Consider the following 19714-nt stretch of genomic DNA (forward strand, 5'->3'; position numbering starts at 1 on the left):
AGTACTGCTTTGTTGAGATTATCGCCTTGCATTACTATTGCCCTTAGCCTTTCTAGTTCGGGATTATCTCCGCGAAGTGGTTCAAGCATATCAGCCAAAAATAGTATCTTGGAGCTATCATACATCTCGGTTGAACCAAGTGTATGGTCACGTACAGCATGACTGATTTGTGGATCAAGTATCTCATACTCCTCTTCAATCCAAGCAGCTCCAACTCGGGCATGTAGAATATTTGGATGAGCTTCGTCTTCTGGGTAGATCTCTATTTGATAAAACTCTGCTAGTTGCAAGAGCTCATTATTCTTCAATTCTTTGCAGGCATCATGCAGCCATGCAGCGATTTCTATTTTGTTTATTGTCTCTTCTGTTAATTGATATGCTTTTGCAAAACGAATAGCAGTTTCTGTTACTGACTGCGTGTGCTGAAATCTATGCTCTGAGAGCTTTTGCTTGAGATCTTTTTTGATTTGTGCTAAGTCAGGATTCACAGTAGTCCAGCGATTCCTATATAGATGTAGAAGAGCCCAAAGACTCCAAGTATTATTGCAGAAAATTTGGTAAAGCCATCACTATTGGATTTGAACCAATCTAGTTGTTTTACTAAGCCAGTGAATAAACTTGCAAAGAATATAATCGCTGTATAACCAATTGAATAACCGAACATCAAAATTAAACTTTTGATTGTAGAACCAAGTCCAGCCGCAACACTTACTACACTGACTAAGACAGGGCTAGAGCAAGGAGAGCTGACTAGTGCAAAAGTTAAACCCACAACAAAAGGACTAGCTTCAGGTACCTTAGTTATAAATTGTGGCAAAGCAAATTTGAAAATACCAGCAACACTAAACGCCATTAAAGTAATTAATAAACCAATTGTTAGATTAATAAGCGCCTTGTATTCAGTAAACACTGCAAAAGCAAAGCTGGCAGAGATCCCAAGTATGCTCATAACAAGAGCAACTCCAAGTACAAACTGGGCAGCGTTGATAAATGCTTGTTTGCGGCAATCAATTTTGAGTGTGCCTATATAAGCAAGGTTGATGGGTAGTAAACTAAGCACACAAGGAAGCAAGCTTGAAATTAGACCACCAAAGAAACCAAGCGTTAACAGAAAATAAAATGGTGCTGTTTCATTATTAGCAAGGATTTGGGTGTATTGGGTTTGTAGGGATTCGAGGTTTGCAAAGACATCATTCATGTTTATATTGTAACAGTAAGCGAACTGGTTATGGCTTCCAATCTTAACAATGAGAGACAGCGAAGCAGCAAGCCAATGGCTTGCGTAGGCAGATCACAAGGGATCGTATGCAAAGCATAAAATTATGCTTTAACTAATGCATCAACCTTAGCCGTCAATGCAGGTACAATTTCAAAAAGATCACCAACAATACCGTAGTCTGCTTTTTTAAAGATAGGAGCTTCTGGATCTTTGTTGATTGCAACAATAACTTTGCTTGAACCCATTCCAGCAAAATGCTGAATCGCACCAGAAATTCCACAAGCAATATAAAGATTGGGACTAACTACTTTGCCTGTTTGCCCAACTTGCATACTATGCGGGGCGTAACCACTGTCTACAGCAGCTCTTGATGCTCCAACGGCAGCGTTGATCTTCCTTGCAAAGTCTCTAAGTATTGAAAAATTTTCGGCGTTTGCCATGGCTCTTCCACCTGAAACAATGATACTCGCTTCTGTTAGAGGGATTTCTTTTGATGCTGATTTCTGTACATCTGCAACGATTATTTTTGAATCAGTCGCAGGATCTACGTTAACTATTTCACCAGAGGATTCAGGGTTAGAGTTTGCTTTAATATTGTTTGGTCTAAAACTAATAAATGATTTGCGTCCAGCTTCAAGTTTGCAGCTAACTAAGAGTTTGTTTGAGTAAACACTTCTACCTACTTCCTTGCTGTCTTTATTGAATGAGACACAATCTGTTGCGATATTTGCTTTAGTTTTGGCTGCTGCCATTCCCATTAATGCTTCGCCATCAATAGAGTTGTTGGCAAGTATCAAGTCTGGGTTTTCGCTTTCAACAATTTTGATAAGTTCTGCTAAAAATAAATCTGATCTAAATGTTTCAAAAGCTGGGTTGTCAATTAAGAAGACTTTGGAGGCGCCGTTTTTACTAGCTTCTTGGGCAGCGTCTGTTGAATTTGTACCAAATACTGCTGCAATTGTATTTTCTGCGGTGAAATTTTCAGCGGTATATTTGATAATTTCTTTGGATGCATGACTTAATTTGCCATCTACTAGTTCGCTAAATACTAAGACTTTTGACATATTAGTTATATACCCTCGATATTTTGCTGTTAACGGGTATAAATGCTATGCAATGGTGTAAAATATTAATTTGTGGTGACAGTAAATAGCGAAGATTATTACGAATTATTAGGCGTTTCGCGTGATGCTAGTGAAAAAGACATTAAGTCTGCTTATAAAAAAGCGGCGCGTAAATATCATCCAGATAATACCGAGACTGGTAGCGAAGAAACTTTTAAAAAACTAGGCGAAGCCTATGATGTGCTTAAAGATTCGCAAAAGAAAACTATCTATGATAAATACGGTAAGGATGGTCTCAAAGGCATGGGCGGCGGCGCTTATGGCGGTGGATTTAATGGAGCTGGTTTTGAAGATCTGAGTGATGTCTTTTCAAGTTTTTTTGGTGGTGGCTTTGGAGCTGGTGGCGGACGTGCTCGTAGTAGAGCAAGACAAGGTCATGATCATAGTGTAGATATTCGTTTAGATTTTATTGACGCTATTAAAGAACACAAAAAGAAAATCAGATTGAATCCTCTCAAGTCTTGTAAGGCTTGTGGTGGCAAAGGTGCAGAAAAAGATACTGATATTGTTACTTGTTCAACCTGTCGTGGTGCTGGTCAAGTTAGCACTGTGCAAAATACGATACTCGGTCAAATCAGACAAGCGACCACTTGCCCAAGTTGTAATGGTACCGGAAGTGAAATTAAGAATCCATGCAAACCGTGCAAGGGTAAGGGTTTAAAGAGGGAAGATCAAGAAGTTGAGGTTACTATTCCTGCTGGTGTTTATGATGGTGCAACCATGAGACTCGCTGGCATGGGTGATGCTGGATCTCACGGTGGACCTTCTGGTGATATTTATTTGCAAATTCATGTTGGCAAGCACAAAAACTTTGAACGTGAGGGAGCTAATGTTTTTTCTCAAATCAATATCGGTTTTGCTGATGCTGCTCTTGGTACTGAAGTTGATGTGTCTACACTAAGAGGAACAGAAAAACTCAAAGTCAAAGCCGGTACTCAAGCTGGAGAAGTTATTAATCTCAAAAAACTTGGGTTTCCAATGATCAATAGACCTTCAAATAACGGAGATCATTTTGTCAAAATTAATGTGGTAACTCCAAATAATTTAACTGGTAAAGAAAAAGACTTGCTTCAGGAATTACAAAAACTGCGGCAGGGCAAAGATACTCAAGTTTAGTTCTCTGTCATCCTGAGTGAAGCGTCAGGATTTCATGGCACTTAACTAGGCGCTTGTAGCTCAGTTGGATAGAGCACCAGTTTCCGGAACTGGGGGTCGGGAGTTCGAATCTCTTCAAGCGCACCATTTTATTAGACCTCTTTCGAAACCGAAGGTTTCGTGTAATGAGGTCTTACAAAAGACCCAAAATCGAAGATTAGACATCCTGCAAAACCCCGTTTTGCTAGTGATGTCGCTTTAAAAAAGGTAGCAACCGCGCGGAATGCGCGTGTTGCCTTTGGAGATAATTCCGACTTTCAAAACAAGTCTATTGAATAGCTAATAACCCCTAATTCCATTAATCCATCAAGACGTACAGACATATTTTGCGCTAAAATGTATAGCTAAGTCCCTTGTTACAGGGGATCTTGTAATTACATTATCGTAATTACTTAAGAAATAGTTTCTAGGGCCAGCTTTGGTCTTAGGTAACTATTTGTATAGAAAAGGACAAGCCACAATCAATGGCTGATGTGAATACCAATATTGGCGGAAATCCAGCGAAACAAAGTTTGGCTAGTGAGCTTGACGCCACGAAACAGGGAGCAGTGCAAACTCGTGATCCTGCAAATAATGACCCGGGCACAATGGCTGATCAGCCAAGCGCGAAGCTACCGACTTTGGAGCAAAGTAGTCAGGCTTCTGGTGATAATCGAGAACAGCAAGCCGCTTTAGTACAACAGCCAAAACAACCAGATCCTTTCTTGACCAGGCATAGTCGTAGAGCGGTTAGTATTGTAGAGCTTGGTGCCTCCCTGCCATTAATCTTGTCTTCTTTGATTAATCAAGCAGAAAATATAGTCACTCATGAAGAAAACGAACACGGTAGTTTCATGTTGAATTATTTCACTACTACTATTAAAGCTCTTTCTAGTATCTTCATTTATGGTTTTCGTAAACTGGTACCGAAACCAGACGAGGTTGATAATGTCAACATGAATAAACGTCCTTTTGTTTTTGATGATGTTCTCACAAGAACGGCTCAACAATCTTTTGTTCGGCATATTACTTCATTCATTTTTTCAATGCGTCGAACCTTGTTTGAATTTATGCCAAACGTATTCACTGTCCCGTCTGAGGAGCATGACCCTGATAAACCAAGAGGGGCAGCAGCTTCCAAACACACAAAGAATCTCTTTTCTCTTGGTAATTCAGTCTTGAGCCCCATTAGATTCGCATCTTCTATTTTTTCAACCCTGGTTAGTCTACCTTCACACTTATTAGGAGCGCTATCTTCTTATATGGGTGATCAAAAATCATTTGATTTTGCAAACTATGGTTCAGAACTTTCTGAAATTATGATGCCAGTCGTAACCAACCTAAATTCTTTACAGAGGGTTACTATGGCATATTTTGATTCATGGTCAACAAATAATTCTAAGATTGTAGAGTTGGATAAATACAATGTTGGTTTTACCCATATGATTCAAGCTATCTTTGGTTCCTTTACTGCACTACCTTATTTCTTTAGTGCTTTAGTGAAGGTCAAAGAGAAGTTGCTCGAAAAAGAAGATGGACAATTTAAGCTTGCTTTGCTTGCAAAAGATTTTACTAGTTCGTTCTCGCTATTGCTTAAATCACTAGGGATTCATTCTGGTAGCACAGCTAGTTTGCAGTCAGCATCTTTAAATAGTACGGCTAAAGTACTTGAGTATCTTGATGAATATTCTGAAAAATACCTACAGAAACTAATGAACTCTACTGGTTTGATCAAGTCATTCTTTAAGAAATTTAGACCAACCAATTTAGAAGGTGGGGTTCTTGCAAGTGTTAAGACTAAGCAACTGGAAGAGGGTGTCAAGGATGGTTATGTCTTTAATAGATTCAAGAAGACGACTTTCTTTAGTGATATCTATGATTATTTGCATCCACTTCAAAGAACTTTGATGCTTTTACCAAACGCTTTTGTAGCGTTGTCTGATCCATATGTGCAGGACAATGGTACTAGATTATTGAGATGGGCTGATAGATTGATTGGTTTGAATTCAATGGTTTTGTCTTTCCCTAATGCTGTGATATATTTTGCGAAAACAAGATTGCCTCAATTAATACTCAAGTTCTATGAGACAAAACAGCGCCGCAAAGAGCTTGAAGGCATTGAGTATAATTCCTATGATGCTTATAAACATTTTGTGGATCATTTGAATCAGAGTTCTGTTCCTGGATCTGGTTACATAGCAGCAACGCTCCAGTCCTTAAATGTTCAAGTCAATGATTTCAAGAATCCATATGCAATTAAAATCAAGCTGGGGAATCTAGAAAAAAAGGCCAAGGAACAAGAGCACGCGCTCAAAGCTTCTGAGCTTGTTACGGCGATGCGTATTGGTTTAAGACATTTGATTGGTACAGAGAATTCATTATTCTTTGCTAAGAGAAATGATGAGGGTTATACAACTGAAGAACAGAATAAGATGAAGATCTACAATGCCATTGGTAACTTCAGTACCACTATTCGAGGAATTCCATTCCTTGGATTAGTTGTTTCTCCAGCTATTGAGATGTTTAGAAATATTTACAAAGTCAAGAAAAAAGACAATCTCAAGCTGCTGAATCCAAATCAAGGGGCTCAAGAGCGCAGTGTTAGTGGGGCGGTCAGCTAAAGGATTTTGGGGAAGTCCTTCGCTTAACTAGACCTGTTTCGAAACGTAGTTTCGAAATACAGGTCGCCTGAAAAAAGGTAGCAACCGCAACGAATGTTGCGTGTTGCTTTTAGGATAATATTGACTTTCGAAACAAGTCTACTCTTACCATGCCATTTTTTTGAGCAGCAAAATTGGCTAAGCAAGCAGCTCCAACCATTCCAGAGTCATTACCCATCGATCCTTCTAAGATATTAATTTTGTCTTTGAGTGCGTCTACAACTCTGTCTCTAACTTTCTTGTTGAGTTTTGTGTAGTTGATAAATTGAGCCATGCCACCACTGACAACAACAGCTTCTGGATCAAGTGTGTTGATGACACTAGCCATACCAAGAGCAAGATAGTCATGCCATTGGTTGATTACGTCAATTGCAGTCTGGTCACCTTTGTGGTGTAAATCCATAAGTTTATAGTTATCCATTTCAGGATCAGCAAAAAATAAGTGAGAGGTGTTTTGCAGACCTGTGCCTGAGGCGTATGCTTCCCAGCAATCCCAGTCGCCGCAAGTGCATCTTCTTGCTTTTTTGTCGGTGAGTTTGATATGTCCAATCTCGCCACCTGCGTAGTTAGCCCCGCGCCAAACTTTGTTGCCCCAGATTATGCCACCACCGATTCCTGTTCCTACAATCACCAGCAAGACTGGATCATAATTCTTGGCACAGCCTACAGTTGCTTCAGCAAGTGCTGCGCAGTTGGCGTCGTTTTCTACTTCAACAGTGATGCCGAGTCTTTTTTCAAGCTCTGCTTTTACTTTGGTACCCTTCCAGCCTTTGATATTGCCGCAACCGCCAATCATGACGCCGTCGTTACTGACAATGCCAGCTGTTGAAATTCCAACCGCTTTGATGTCGTTAGTTTTTTTGAGTTCTTCAATCATGTTGGTCATGGTCTGTAATATTGCTTCTGCGTCATTTTGTGGAGTTGGTTCGCGCAGTTCTTGGTCTTTAACTAATTGACCATTGACGAATGGACAGGCTGCAATCTTGGTGCCGCCCATATCTATCCCGACAGTTACTATTTTTTGATCTAATGGCATAAGTTTGAATATAACATAGCGAACTGTGCCTGCGCCTTCCTTTGGCAAAGGTGAATTGTTCCCAAGATTAAACAAAATTTATTTTACTTCGCTGGACAAGTGCCACGGATAGTGTAATACTGTTATTAAGGTTTATTTTAGATTTGCGAAAGCAGGTTCCCATAATCAACCTAGGTCATCAAAGATGATGACGAATATAAAGGAGAAAGTGATGCAAGATAAATTCACGCTCGAACCAATGGGCACTTACAACAGGGGATTGTGCAAGGATGAGATTCTAAAACAAGTAGAATCCCTCCGCAACTTTTATTACCAGATGGGCTATGACACAGTGAATGTCAAAACTATATTTTCTTTGACAATTTCCTATCTTAAGGGAAGTGTTAACAAGATGATCGTTAGAGCATTCTTCGATGTTCTAATGCAGGGTAATAGACTTAACACCGGCAAAGAAGTTAATTTGCTCAACTGTTTTGATGAGTTGATTGACAACTTTAGCTACCAAGAAGAGCAGACGCGCGAAATTGATATGCAGCTGGATTTTGGACTGCAAGCATAGCTAGAGCTTATTCATTAGACCTTTTGCGAAAGAGGTCTACTCAAACACACTGACAACTATGCAGTTACAGCGCCTGACAGTACCGACTTCCCTGTTGACTTAAGATCATCACAAGCGCGTTGAATTCTCGCTGCCATGTTTCCTTCTGCTTTTTTGATATAAGAGCGCGGGTCGTAGAACTTTTTGTTGCCAACTTCACCATCAATCTTGAGAACCGCATCGTAGTTTTTGAACATGTGATCAACGATTGGTTGAGTGAAAGCATATTGAGTATCAGTATCTACATTCATTTTGATTACACCATAGTTGAGCGTTTCATGAATGTCGCTTAGCTCGGAACCAGAACCACCGTGAAAAACAAGATCAAGAGCAGCAGCAGCACCGTGTTTGTCGGTGATTGCTTTTTGACCATCTCTCAAAATAGTTGGAGTGAGTTTGACATTGCCAGGTTTGTAAACACCATGAACATTACCAAAAGTAGCAGCCAGCATAAATCTGCCGCCAACTTTAATTAGAGTTTCGTGAACTTCAAGCATATCTTCTGGACTAGTATAAAGCTTGTCTATAGCAACACCAGAAGTATCGTGTCCATCTTCTTCGCCGCCAACTACTCCAGTTTCAACTTCAAGAATGATTTCGTTTACAGCACAAAGCTCTAATAATTCTTTAGACAAAGCTAGGTTCTCTGTCAGTGATAGCTCTGAACCATCAAACATATGTGAATTAAAAAGATTAGGCTGTCCTGCAGCTCTGCGTCTTGCAGTCTCAGCAATAAGCGGTCTGAGGAAACTATCAACCTTGCCTGGCTGGCAATGATCTGTGTGAAGCGCGATCATTACATTATATTTTTCTGCAAGAGTACGGCAAGCGTCAGCCAAAACGATTGAACCGAGCACCATATCTTTTTGTGATAAACCAGAAGCAAACTCTCCGCCACCAGTAGATACTTGAATAATCCCATCTGACTTAGCATCAGCAAAACCCTTCAGGGCTGCATTGATAGTAGCGATTGATGTGATGTTGATAGCAGGGTAAGCGAACTTGCCCTTTTTGGCTCTGTCTAACATTGTGCAGTACTGTTGATAATTTGCGATTGGCATTATGGTTTCTCCTTAAGTTATGACGAGCCTCTCGATTAATCTAGTTAATGGGCTTGTGCCTGCTCGTTAGATTGAGTTTAACATGTGATACTCAATGGTAAATAATAATTTAAGTTTATAGCAAGGAACTAAGAAGCTAAATCTGTTTCATTTTGTTCAGATTCACCTTGAGCCCGTTCTCTTTCTCTTTGAATATCATCATGAACTTCTTGTCTATGGACACTAACGTCTCTTGGGGCTTCTATACCAAGTCTCACTTTGTCGCCGCGAATGCCGACAATCGTAATTACGATATTGTCGCCGATTACTATTGATTCGTCTATTTGGCGAGTGAGGACGAGCATGGCAGCTTGTCCAAGAGGTACACCAAGCACTTTTCTTCTGCTCCCACCAAGCCCTGAATTTAGTGGAAGGTGTTCACCAGGTAATCTGGTTCCCTCATCCATTAAATATGAACCATCTGGATTTTTTATACTTATTTGAGCTTGTTTACCATCTGTCGCTACTAGCTTAACTCCATAACCACCTATATTTAAAACTTCTCCCTCTTTCAAGCTTGCTTGTGGACTGTTAGCTGCTAAAGCTCTAGCTAAGTTGTTTGATTCTTGGCGAGTATTCTCTGTTGGTACTGCTCTCGAGTCACCCGTCTCTACTAGTTGATGGGCTATTGGCGCTCCAGTGGGGTTTGCTGTTGCTGTTGAAATAGGTGCTTGTAAACTTGTCATAATATTTGATCTCCTGATTATTAATCATAGCAAAGCAGGTATTATTTTACAAGAGCTAGGCTAGTCGACTTTATTAATAAATTATGAAGGACTTAAGCCCCAACCACATTAGCCGCAGCTTTACCAGTATATTCCATCACCATCACCTCTAATAATGGGTGTCTATGCATTTTGTCATCAACAAAACGGTGAATTTCTGATTTAACGTCGGTTTCGATTTTGGCTATTTCGATCTTCTCAGTCATTTTTTTGTCTGCTGAGCCGTGAGGATTATGCGGACTTTTGGCTACTGCTTCAATTGCGATTTCTTTGATTTTTTGGTAGAAGGCTTCTTTGACATTGATATTGCTTTTGGATTTTTGCATGGTTTCAATGAGAGCTTTTTCTTTATTGGAAAGAATAATTCCACGTGAGTAGATTTTGACATCGCTCATGATGTCACCATAGGCATTTAGCACCATGACAATTGTTAGCATTCCTTCTGAAGCTACCATGCGGCGTTCGAGCATGATACCAGTGTCCAGTTCTCCAACATTGGCATTGTCTACCATGATGATGCCGGCTTCTACTTTGTCGATGACTTTGCACTTGCCGTCTTGCATTTCAAGCACGTCACCATTGTCCATCAAAAATATTTTTTCTGGATCAACACCGCAGTCTATGCCAGTTTGGCCGTGAGCAACTAGCATTCGATACTCACCATGACATGGCATAAAGTACTCAGGTTGAGCCAAACTGATCATGAGTTTTTGTTCTTCTCTACTAGCGTGACCAGAAACATGAATTCCTTGAGCTGCTCCATAAATCACCTCGCCGCCACTTGCTGAAAGCAGATTGATTAAGTTGTTGACTGATTTTTCGTTTCCTGGAATTGGTGATGAGCTCATGACAACAGTGTCGCCTGGTTCTACTTTGAGATATTTGTGCTCCTTGCGGGCGATACGAGAAAGTGCAGCAAATTGTTCTCCTTGAGAACCGGTACTGAGAATTACTAATTCGCCAGGTGGGATTTTGTGAACATCCTCTTGCTTAACTATAAAGTTGTCAGGGATTGAGATATAGCCAAGCTCTCTAGAGATTGCTGCTAGGTTGATCATTGATCTACCAAACAAAGCTAACTTTTTGCCAGCTCCCAAAACTAATTCCATGATCAGTTTGACCCTGTGAACTTGCGATGCAAAGGTCGTGATATAACATCTGCGTTTGGAGTTGACAATTAGATCTTTGAGTTTGGGAATTACTGCTTTTTCTGAAGGAGTATAAGTAGGTTTCTCGGCGTTGGTACTATCGCTGATTAATAATGTCACACCATCTTCACCGGCTTTGGCTAGCGGTGCAATATCAAAAAAGTTGCCATCAATTGGACTGTGATCGAATTTAAAGTCGCCACTATGAATAATTCTGCCAGCTGGTGTTTCAATAATCAAGGTGAAACTATCAGCGATACTGTGATTGTTTCTTAAATATCTAAAGGTGAAATGATCACCGACTGAGACTACAGCCCTGTCAGCGACTTGCTTAATGGGTGTGCCGGAGATTTTGGCTTCAGCTAGTTTGGCTTTAAGTAAGGCAAGCGCTAGTGGTGGTCCATATATAATTGGAATATTAACTTCTTTGAGCATCGGTACAACACCACCAATATGATCTTCGTGACCATGAGTAAGAACCAAAGCTCTTATACGATGTTTGTTTTCAATGATGTAGTTTAGTTTTGGTAAAACAATATCTACGCCAATCATATCTACTGTGGGGAAAGCTAATCCAGCGTCAATAAGAATGATGTCGTCACCACACTCGTAGACCCAAGTATTTTTGCCGATCTCATAGAGCCCTCCCAGCGAAATTACTTTCACTATTTTTGTTGGGTCCCTAGGGATTGCTGTGCTGGTCACGGTCGATTTGTTTTTCATTTAATTTAAAACTGTTTGTAGACTCTCAATTGTTTTTTTGAGGTCTTGTCGTTGCTCTTGTGAGAGAGGAACGAGTGGCTCGCGTAAAATCGCTGAGCACATTCCTATTATACCCAAAGCTTCTTTAATACAGGTGGGATTTGGTTCAATAAATAAAGTATCAAACAAAGGCATCAATTTAGCTTGTATTTCCTGGGCTTTTGTATGATCACCAGCCTTGAAAGCCCTTATCATCACTTGCATTTGATTACCAACTAGATGTGCAGCAACCGAAATTACCCCATCAGCCCCAACAGCAAGCATCGGCAGTGTTAGGCTATCGTCACCAGAATAAATAGAAAAGTCTTTGGCTTTGAGTTTGCTGCGCAGTTGAGTGATGATATCGATATTGCTACTTGCTTCTTTGAGTGAACAGATATGCGGATAACGTGAGTTAAGCTCAATGATTGTTTCAGCCTTGAGACTGATATTCGTTCTTGAAGGTACGTTGTATAGAATTATTGGTAAGCTAGTCGCTTCGGCGATTAATGAAAAATGTGCCAGTAAACCTTTTTGATTTGGTTTGTTGTAATAAGGAGTGACTATCAGAAGTCCATCAGCTCCAAGCTCTTGGGCTTTGAGACTCATCCTAATAGAAGTTTGTGTGCAGTTGGAACCGGCACCAAAGATGATCTTAGTGTTGCTACCAAGTTCTTTGACTTTCTTTTGCGCACAAAGAAATAATTCAACTTCCTCGTCATGACTAAGAGTCGGACTTTCACCAGTGGTTCCAGAAATAATAATTGAATCGCTACCGTTGTTGACCAAGTGCTCTATCAGGCGCTCGGTTGCTGCAAAATCGATCTCGTGTTTATTTTCAGCCTTGAAAGGTGTCACCATTGCGGTGATAATTTGTCCAAAATTGGTCATGACTTATGATTATGGCTTAATAGTGGTGCTTTTGGCAAGTTTTGACTAGAATCCATGGCGAGTGCTATTATTTTGGGCTATGTCTGTGAATTTTTTTTCTAATATGATCCATCCTGCCAAAGACGCTTTGCTGGGGATGTTTTTTGCGAATGCGCAAAATCAAAACCCTAAGGTACCTAAGCAAAAGAAGGTATTGGCTAGCACAGAAATGTTTAATCGAGTTTTTCTAGAAGGGATAAGCGATAAGCCATTAGCTACTATGCTGGTCAACTCTGCCGGAACTGATGATCAAAAGAAATTATTACTAGAAACTGCTTTGCATATGGTTGCTAAAACCAAACGTAGAGTTGCCGTTCATGAGGAAGGCCGTAAGAATAGAAATACTGATACAAAAAGTTTTCATACAAGTTCTGGAAACAATTTTAAATCGGTTCAGGAGAAGCTTACTCAAGTGATTAATGAATTAGTTGTTCAGTTTCAAGATTCTATTTTGAGCACTCGTGCACAGGTCTCTGAAATGATTGATTTTGCTAAGCGGGCAGTGGGTCTTAATAAAGCTGAAATTAAAGAACTTGGTCTTGTTATGCCACAGCCTTCTGCTTAATCAATTCCTCGCCAATTCTCACTGCATTCAAAGCTGCACCAATACGCAGGTTGTCAGAAACCAACCAAAAGTTGATGGTCTTGGGCTGGCTCTCATCAAGGCGGATGCGACCAACATAGACAGGGTCTTTGCCTGTAACATTGGATGGCATCGGGTAGATGCTTGAAGATGGGTCATCCATTATTTCAAGTGATTTGGTTTCTGACCAAATCTTTTTGATAGCTTCAATACTTATGTCTTTGTCAAACTCGACATTAACAGATTCAGAGTGTGAAATTAAAACAGGCACACGCACTGCCGTGCAAGTGATTGCAAGATCTGGTCGGTGTAGCATTTTGCGGCTCTCGTTAATGAGTTTCATTTCTTCTTTGGTGTAATCATTATCAGTAAAAACATCTATCTGTGGAATGAGGTTATAAGCAATAGGATGAATAAATTCTTTGTATTCGAATCCTTTGGGGTTTTTACTTGATGCAGTAAGTTCGTCCATTGCTGCTTTGCCAGCCCCTGAGGTACTTTGATAAGTGCTGACTACTACCCGCTTGATTCCAAATCTCTCGCCTAGTGGCTTTAGAGCAAGCACTAAGGGGGCTGTGGAGCAATTGGGATTAGCGATGATACCTTTGTGCTTGGCAATATCTTCGGCGTTAACTTCTGGAACCACCAATGGGACTTCTGGATCCATACGAAACGCACTTGAGTTGTCGATGATTACTCCTCCGCGTTTGATTATTTCTGGAGCAAATCTTTTACTTGTGTCTGAACCTGCAGATGCAAAAACAATATCGATACCGTCAAAAGCATCAGGCTCGGCAAGCTCAATAGTATATTCATTACCGGCCTTGGAAGTGAGAGTCGTTCCTGCTGAACGCTTACTAGCCAAAAGTTTGAGTGTCTTGAAAGGGAACTTGCGCTCTTCAAGTAGATCTACCAGTAGTCGACCTACGTTTCCTGTTGCTCCTAGTATGGCAATGTTGTTCATTGAATCTATTTTAGCATTGTTAGCAGTGTGTCAATTCTTGACAATTTTAAACTTGTCTAAGATTGTGCCATCAATTGAAATAAATTTGAGATCAAGCTCTTTGGGATTGATTTTGAGCAAGATAGAACCTTCTTTGGCAAAGGCTTGATAAATGAGTTCACTAGTATCTGCTTCTTTGTAGGATTGTCCAGAACAGCCAAGGATAGTATAAATAGTGCCTAAGCCTTTTTGGTATTTGTCTTTGTTTTTGGAAACTACTTTGAAATCAGCTAATTGATATGATCTTTGATAGTTGTGGACATGACCATTGAGTACCAGATCTACTTTATGCTTTTCGAGTAAAGGCACGATATTGGTTTTCATCCAATCCTGCCAAACACCTTCATTAATGTCATCATCATTGGTTGCATAGGCAGGGTGATGATAGGCAACAATAGTCCAGTCGGCGTTTTTATTAATAGCAAGATCTTGTTTGAGCCATTCGATCATTGAGTTCTGGGCTGTACTTTTGCTAGTCCAGGCTTTACCGAGATTGGATCTGTCTGCCTTGAGATCTTCCCAATAGGAATCGTAGGAGTCTAAAACAATAAAATGCACTTGAGCATCATTAAAGGAATAATATGCTTTGCCTGTTTCTGGGAAACTAAAAGTATCAAAGTAGCTGCCATGCGGCTGAGGGTAAGATCTTGCCGTATAGGTCTTATGCTTTTTGTTGTAACCTGCGTCATGATTACCAAAGACCGGGAAGATCGGTACATAGCTAAGTATCTCTTGATAGGGTTCAAAGATTGCTCTTTGTAAATCCTCATCACTTGCATATGGATAAGCGTTGTCACCAAGTGTGAGAATTAAGCTTGGTGCCGGAAGTTTTTGAGCAGCGTGATAGTCATAAAATGCATCTCTAACCTTGAGCTGAGATTTTTTGTCAGAGTAATCATATTTTTTGGTGCCATTGGTTCCAGGATCGCCTAAGACCCATACATAACTGGTGTAATCTGTTTTGTCTCGGTCTGGCTTAGTGTTAAAGAAAAATGACTTAAGTCTATCTTCTCCAAGTAAGATCTGATCTTTTTTCTCTTGAGAATATAGAGTGTAAAAATATTTTGTTTGGGGTTTGAGTCCAATGAGTTTGGCTTGATGTTCTGTGGTTTGAACCAAGTCTTGATATTGTTTGTTGTCTTTATCTCCATAAGCCTTGTACTTAACAAAAGTGGGGCTTGGATCTTCTGTGCGCCAGCGAATGGTTATAGAATCGTCAGTTGCTGCTTGCAGGTAAGGACCTCTTATTAGTTTGTTTTTGGCAAGAACTGGTTGGAAACTAATAAAAACTGTGAGAATTAAACACAAACGCTGCATTACTTAATTATAACCTGACTACTTGATTATCTATTAATAAAATTAAGTACTGTTCTAACCAACTTGCGCCAACAGATAGAGAGAGATTCAAGTCCAAGTTTGAGTTTTTGTTTATTTGTTAATTTGGTCTCTTGAGCTTCATAACCTAAACCAGTGAGAATATCTTTGAGGTACCAATTAAGTAGGGCTTGACTATCTTGATCTAGTTCTGTTTGCCAGCTATTGATAGAATCAGTGTTGAGTTGAGTTCGGGTTTTTTGTTTCCAACTACTCTCCCAGTTGGAATATATGGCGGCTTGATCTTTAGAGTTGTCAAGTAAACCAGGTTCATATTTTTCTTCAAGGAAATCACAAATTAATTCTAGGCTCTCTTCTGGTTTTGTAACTAATTCTTCATAGCGAATTTCCAGGATTGAGTCTGTATCAAGTTTGTTAATTGTCTTAGAAACTTCTTTGAGGTTTTGTACCCAGAATCTGGCGTTATTGAGTAAGCCCTTTGGCCGCCATGGCATTTGCATTAATGATCTAATCGTATCTCTACCGTCTCTAATTAAATGGATAAATTTGGCTTGTGGATACAAAGTCAAAATTTCTTCTATATGGCAAAGATGTTGAGGAGTGTTCTCGCACAATCTTGCTTTGGATCTACTATCTAGAAAGCTATTCATCAATAGATCAAAGACTTCTTTTTTGTAGAATTGATCTATTTCAAGTTTGGATTGGTATTTGCTTTGTGGGTCTTGTTTATAATTCTTGATTAGTTTTTCTTTGCTAATACCTGCAGCTTGAATAAAATCCTGAATCCGTGATTCTGCTAGTAATTTAGTGAAGCTCGTGAGTGTAAATTCTTTCCAGTTAATGTTGCGCCTGGAGACAAAGTCAAAGAAATGTGTCTCGGTCCCAGAAGCTATTTGACTATGTCTATTGAGAATACTCGCTAGTAGCGTGGTTCCCGAGCGGGGGCAACCTATAATAAATATTGGGTTAGTACATTGCGTTTTAATCAAGGTAGAACACTGTCACAACTTTATTCAAGCTATGAGCAAAATCAAGAGCATCAAGTAAAGTCTTGGAGTCTCTATAAAGGAAGCAAATTAATTGCTGACAATCAGAAACGATTTCTCTATTGCAAAGACGACTAGCATCAGAAAGCAGCATATGTTCACGTTCAGAATGTTCAATTATATGCTGAACTCCAATTAATTGATCCTGGACTTCTTTGATTTGTTGGCTGATTGTCTGTGGGAGAATGACTTTGAGTTTGTCGGAACTTGCTCTGAGAGCCCCTTTGATCGTTGCGTAGTTAGTACCACAATAGCCGCCACTGGTAATAATGGTATTGCCGCATGAGGCTAAACCAAATGCAATCATTTCAATGATTTTGATTTGGCTCATTGAAAGGTCTTTACTACCAATCATTGCAATCAGGTGATTGCCCTCATCCATGATGTTTTTAAACTCTTCATTAAGATCAAATGTACTTGGAATATTTAAGCTATCTCTTGTTTTCGCTATATCTAAAGAATTACTCATCATCATAAAAAATCCTCACCAAGGTGCTAATATTTTGTTAGCAACAAGGTTGATATAGATCTTAGCAAAAAATAGTCAAAAATTTGGGAAATACTGTCATAACAGAAGAAGAAATAACTAAGGGCTTGAATCCAGCCCAAAAACAAGCCGTTATTCAGAGAGGTTCACCGCTTTTGGTATTGGCTGGTGCAGGCAGTGGTAAGACCAAGGTCCTGACCCATAGAATTGCCCACCTTATATCAAATGGAGTTCACTCGGGTTCGATTTTGTCGGTTACTTTTACCAATAAAGCTGCTAAGGAAATGAAGGAACGAGTCACAAAACTCGTTTCTGAAGAAAACATAAAATACGCATGGCTTGGTACTTTTCATTCGGTTTGTGCCAGGATCCTTAGACAGGATATCGACAAACTAGAGCTAATTGCCGCTGACGGTAGCACTAGACGTTGGACCAAAAATTTTACTATTTTTGATGAGACAGATTCTGTCAACGCTGTCAAAGATGCAATTAAGACATTAGACTTGGATCCCAAGATTTATGTACCGAAGTCAGTTCGTTACAGAATTAGTGAAGCGAAGAACGAAAAAAAACTAGCGAGAGATTTTCATAGCTCTGCTTTAGATTACCGCGAAGAAAAAATAGCGCAGATTTATTCTAAGTATGAAGAGATCATGTGCCGTAATAATGCTTTTGATTTTGATGATTTGCTGTTGATGAGCGTGATGCTCTTGCGTAATAATCAGAATTTGCAAAGATATTATAGTGATCGATTCAAACATATTTTGGTTGATGAGTATCAGGATACTAATCATGCGCAGTATGAATTGATTACTTTGCTTGCTACGGGTCCTAATCTCAAAGAGGAGTTTGCTCGCGGAGAGCGCACACTGACTGTGGTTGGTGACGTTGATCAAAGTATTTATTCTTGGCGCGGGGCTGATTACAAAATCATCTTGGGTTTTCAAGAGGATTACCCAGATGCTGACATTATCAAACTTGAACATAATTATCGTTCTACTGAAACTATTCTTAAAGTCGCGAATGAAATTATCAACAATAATACTGAACGTATCGAGAAGACCTTGATTGCAACTAAGTCAGAAGGTGACAAAGTCAATGTCTTTGAAGCAGCAGATGAAATTGAAGAAGCTCAATATATAACGGCTGAGATTCAAAGGCGAGTAGCTGGCGGCGCTGCACTCACTGATTTCGCGATTCTTTATAGAACCAATGTGCAGTCTCGTGCGCTGGAAGAAGCCTTGTTGAGGCGCAATATGCCTTATGTGATTGTTGGTGGTTTTAGATTCTATGACCGTAAAGAAATCAAGGATATGATTTCTTACCTCAAATCAATCCACAATCCTTCTGACTCTGCTAGTCTCAAACGTATTATTAATGAGCCTCGTCGAGGAATTGGTGCTACTACTATTACTAAGATAGAGGAGTATGCTAACCAGAGGTCATATAGTTTGTATCGAACCATGCTTGAGATTGAAGAGATGGACTCTCTTAATGAACCTACCAAAAAGAAAATCAAAGAATTTGTTGATTTGATGGAAGACTTGCGTCTTAAAGAAAAGTCATTGGACCTTGGTGACTTGGTTGAAGAGCTGGTACGCAAGAGCGGTTACTTAGATATGTTGGTTAAATCATCTGATGCTGAGTCTGAATCTCGCATCGACAATATTCAAGAATTAATTGGAGTTGCAACTGATTTTGCTTTGCACTCTGAAGACAATAGTCTTGGAGATTTTTTGGCTGAGGTTTCTTTATTAAGTGAACAAGAAAACACCAAGGACAAAAACGGACGTGCTGTAGTGATGATGACTCTACATGCCGCTAAGGGACTGGAATTTCCGGTTGTTTTTCTCGCTGGTATGGAAGAAGGTATCTTCCCGCACAAACGTAGTTTGGACTCTCCTGACAAAACTCAATTGGAAGAAGAACGCCGCTTAATGTATGTTGGCGTGACTCGTGCTGAAGACAAACTATATTTTACTCATGCAAGGCGCAGAAGAATTTTTGGACAATCTGAATATGCCTCAGTGAGTAGGTTTATCGCTGAGGCGCCGCGTGAACTATTGCAGGGATATTACGGACAATCATGCTCCAATGAATCTCAATCGAGTTTCGCACCTGGTTATACTGGTACTAAAAAACCAGAACGTGGTTTTAGTCGCGAGGCCTTTACTGACGACTTACGGGACTGCAGTTCCTTTACCACAGACAAGGGCTCTCCATCCTCCCTGAACCTGCAAGCTGGATTTCAGGGTAGTGCTAGTTACTATGACCAAGGTCGTGGTGATGATGCTCGGGCTAGAGTACGCCGCCAGCAAGTAGATAATTCATTACAACATCCTGCAAAACGAAGTTTTGCTAGTGATGTTGATGCACAAGAGGTCGGGACCATGCGAAGCATGAGTTCCGCTAATAGCGGAAAACGTCAAATAGGTAGAGATTTTTTTGTAGAGTTTGCACAGGGCGATAGAGTTAAACACTCCAAATTTGGTGAGGGCAAGGTTCTGCAAGTGCTTGGTAGCGGTCAAAAGATACTCTATAACGTTGATTTTAATGGGTTAAAGAAATTATTGGATCCGAAGTTTGCAAAACTCATTAAGCTTGGTTGATGAGTTTTGCAAATCGCGTCGTAGCGAAGCGAAGACGGATGTGATTTGATTAAGCTGGGTTGATTAGACCTAAGTCAAATCGATCATTGATTTTGAGCATTGCTTCAGCATTACCTATTGCATCATCCACTGGTGCATGAGTATGTTTGGTTGTACGTAAGTGTTTAAAATTCTTTTTGAAGTTTTGGACTAGCCCTTTATAATATGAACCCAAGTTTGTAGAGCTATGACCAAAA

At 40.0% G+C, this 19714-nt stretch carries 18 protein-coding genes and 1 tRNA gene; 6 read left to right on the forward strand and 13 right to left on the reverse strand.

The genetic code is table 11. From position 1 onward, the window contains the following. From yqeK to O3C63_06215, 3 genes are all read right to left on the reverse strand, one after another. Nucleotides 1-488: bis(5'-nucleosyl)-tetraphosphatase (symmetrical) YqeK (yqeK, locus tag O3C63_06205; protein ID MDA0772519.1), on the reverse strand; the 488-nt coding region annotated here is incomplete at its 3' end. Next, the gene (locus O3C63_06210; GenBank protein MDA0772520.1) at nucleotides 485-1198 is read right to left on the reverse strand and encodes a cytochrome c biogenesis protein CcdA; all 714 of its coding nucleotides are present in this window, start codon (nucleotides 1196-1198) and stop codon (nucleotides 485-487) included. The genes yqeK and O3C63_06210, both read right to left, overlap by 4 nt. A 122-nt stretch (nucleotides 1199-1320) precedes the next feature. Beyond that, entirely contained in the window at nucleotides 1321-2283 is a 963-nt protein-coding gene (locus O3C63_06215; protein ID MDA0772521.1) for an electron transfer flavoprotein subunit alpha/FixB family protein, read from the reverse strand. A 72-nt stretch (nucleotides 2284-2355) separates the two neighbouring features. On the opposite strand from O3C63_06215, the gene dnaJ reads away from it, so the two are divergent. The 3 genes from dnaJ to O3C63_06230 all read left to right on the forward strand — a co-directional run bounded on the left by dnaJ (nucleotide 2356) and on the right by O3C63_06230 (nucleotide 6098). Continuing rightward, nucleotides 2356-3459, forward strand: coding sequence for a molecular chaperone DnaJ (dnaJ, locus tag O3C63_06220; GenBank protein MDA0772522.1), 1104 nt, complete (start codon nucleotides 2356-2358; stop codon nucleotides 3457-3459). Nucleotides 3460-3508: 49 nt separating this feature from the next. Then, nucleotides 3509-3585 (forward strand) — tRNA-Arg (locus O3C63_06225). Between the two features lie 377 nt (nucleotides 3586-3962). Then, nucleotides 3963-6098, forward strand: coding sequence for a hypothetical protein (locus O3C63_06230; protein MDA0772523.1), 2136 nt, complete (start codon nucleotides 3963-3965; stop codon nucleotides 6096-6098). A gap of 109 nt (nucleotides 6099-6207) precedes the next feature. On the opposite strand, the gene O3C63_06235 is transcribed toward O3C63_06230, so the two are convergent. Further along, nucleotides 6208-7173, reverse strand: coding sequence for an ROK family protein (locus O3C63_06235; protein ID MDA0772524.1), 966 nt, complete (start codon nucleotides 7171-7173; stop codon nucleotides 6208-6210). A gap of 184 nt (nucleotides 7174-7357) precedes the next feature. On the opposite strand from O3C63_06235, the gene O3C63_06240 reads away from it, so the two are divergent. Then, complete coding sequence (locus O3C63_06240) at nucleotides 7358-7732, forward strand: hypothetical protein (GenBank protein ID MDA0772525.1); 375 nt, start codon at nucleotides 7358-7360, stop codon at nucleotides 7730-7732. A gap of 56 nt (nucleotides 7733-7788) precedes the next feature. Here the strand turns inward: O3C63_06240 and fbaA are convergent, their stop codons facing one another. From fbaA to dapA, 4 genes are all read right to left on the reverse strand, one after another. Beyond that, the gene (gene fbaA / locus O3C63_06245; protein ID MDA0772526.1) at nucleotides 7789-8832 is read right to left on the reverse strand and encodes a class II fructose-bisphosphate aldolase; all 1044 of its coding nucleotides are present in this window, start codon (nucleotides 8830-8832) and stop codon (nucleotides 7789-7791) included. 128 nt (nucleotides 8833-8960) lie between these two features. Further along, nucleotides 8961-9176, reverse strand: a complete 216-nt coding sequence (gene csrA, locus O3C63_06250) for a carbon storage regulator CsrA (GenBank protein MDA0772527.1) — start codon at nucleotides 9174-9176, stop codon at nucleotides 8961-8963. 473 nt (nucleotides 9177-9649) lie between these two features. Further along, complete coding sequence (locus tag O3C63_06255; GenBank protein ID MDA0772528.1) at nucleotides 9650-11467, reverse strand: ribonuclease J; 1818 nt, start codon at nucleotides 11465-11467, stop codon at nucleotides 9650-9652. Then, the gene (gene dapA, locus O3C63_06260; GenBank protein ID MDA0772529.1) at nucleotides 11468-12376 is read right to left on the reverse strand and encodes a 4-hydroxy-tetrahydrodipicolinate synthase; all 909 of its coding nucleotides are present in this window, start codon (nucleotides 12374-12376) and stop codon (nucleotides 11468-11470) included. A gap of 79 nt (nucleotides 12377-12455) precedes the next feature. Between dapA and O3C63_06265 the strand changes: the two genes are divergently transcribed. Then, on the forward strand, nucleotides 12456-12980 hold the full coding sequence (locus tag O3C63_06265) for a hypothetical protein (protein ID MDA0772530.1): 525 nt from the start codon (nucleotides 12456-12458) through the stop codon (nucleotides 12978-12980). Here O3C63_06265 and O3C63_06270 read toward each other — a convergent pair. From O3C63_06270 to O3C63_06285, 4 genes are read right to left on the reverse strand one after another with little or no spacing between them, the layout of a single operon-like run. Then, nucleotides 12958-13962: an aspartate-semialdehyde dehydrogenase gene (locus O3C63_06270; protein MDA0772531.1), complete on the reverse strand. Its 1005-nt coding sequence runs from the start codon at nucleotides 13960-13962 to the stop codon at nucleotides 12958-12960. The genes O3C63_06265 and O3C63_06270 overlap by 23 nt on opposite strands. 30 nt (nucleotides 13963-13992) lie before the next feature. Then, entirely contained in the window at nucleotides 13993-15318 is a 1326-nt protein-coding gene (locus tag O3C63_06275; protein MDA0772532.1) for a metallophosphoesterase family protein, read from the reverse strand. Between the two features lie 26 nt (nucleotides 15319-15344). Next, nucleotides 15345-16325: a sulfotransferase gene (locus tag O3C63_06280; protein ID MDA0772533.1), complete on the reverse strand. Its 981-nt coding sequence runs from the start codon at nucleotides 16323-16325 to the stop codon at nucleotides 15345-15347. Continuing rightward, nucleotides 16318-16857 carry a DNA recombination-mediator protein A gene (locus tag O3C63_06285; protein MDA0772534.1) on the reverse strand — a complete coding sequence of 180 codons (540 nt, stop codon included), beginning with the start codon at nucleotides 16855-16857 and terminating at the stop codon, nucleotides 16318-16320. Before O3C63_06285 ends, O3C63_06280 begins: the two co-directional genes overlap by 8 nt. Nucleotides 16858-16934: 77 nt before the next feature. Between O3C63_06285 and O3C63_06290 the strand changes: the two genes are divergently transcribed. Next, on the forward strand, nucleotides 16935-19478 hold the full coding sequence (locus tag O3C63_06290) for a UvrD-helicase domain-containing protein (protein ID MDA0772535.1): 2544 nt from the start codon (nucleotides 16935-16937) through the stop codon (nucleotides 19476-19478). A gap of 49 nt (nucleotides 19479-19527) precedes the next feature. On the opposite strand, the gene O3C63_06295 is transcribed toward O3C63_06290, so the two are convergent. After that, nucleotides 19528-19714: exonuclease (locus tag O3C63_06295; protein MDA0772536.1), on the reverse strand; the 187-nt coding region annotated here is incomplete at its 5' end.

The sequence above is a fragment of the Cyanobacteriota bacterium genome (assembly GCA_027618255.1).
GTDB lineage: Bacteria > Cyanobacteriota > Vampirovibrionia > LMEP-6097 > LMEP-6097 > JABHOV01.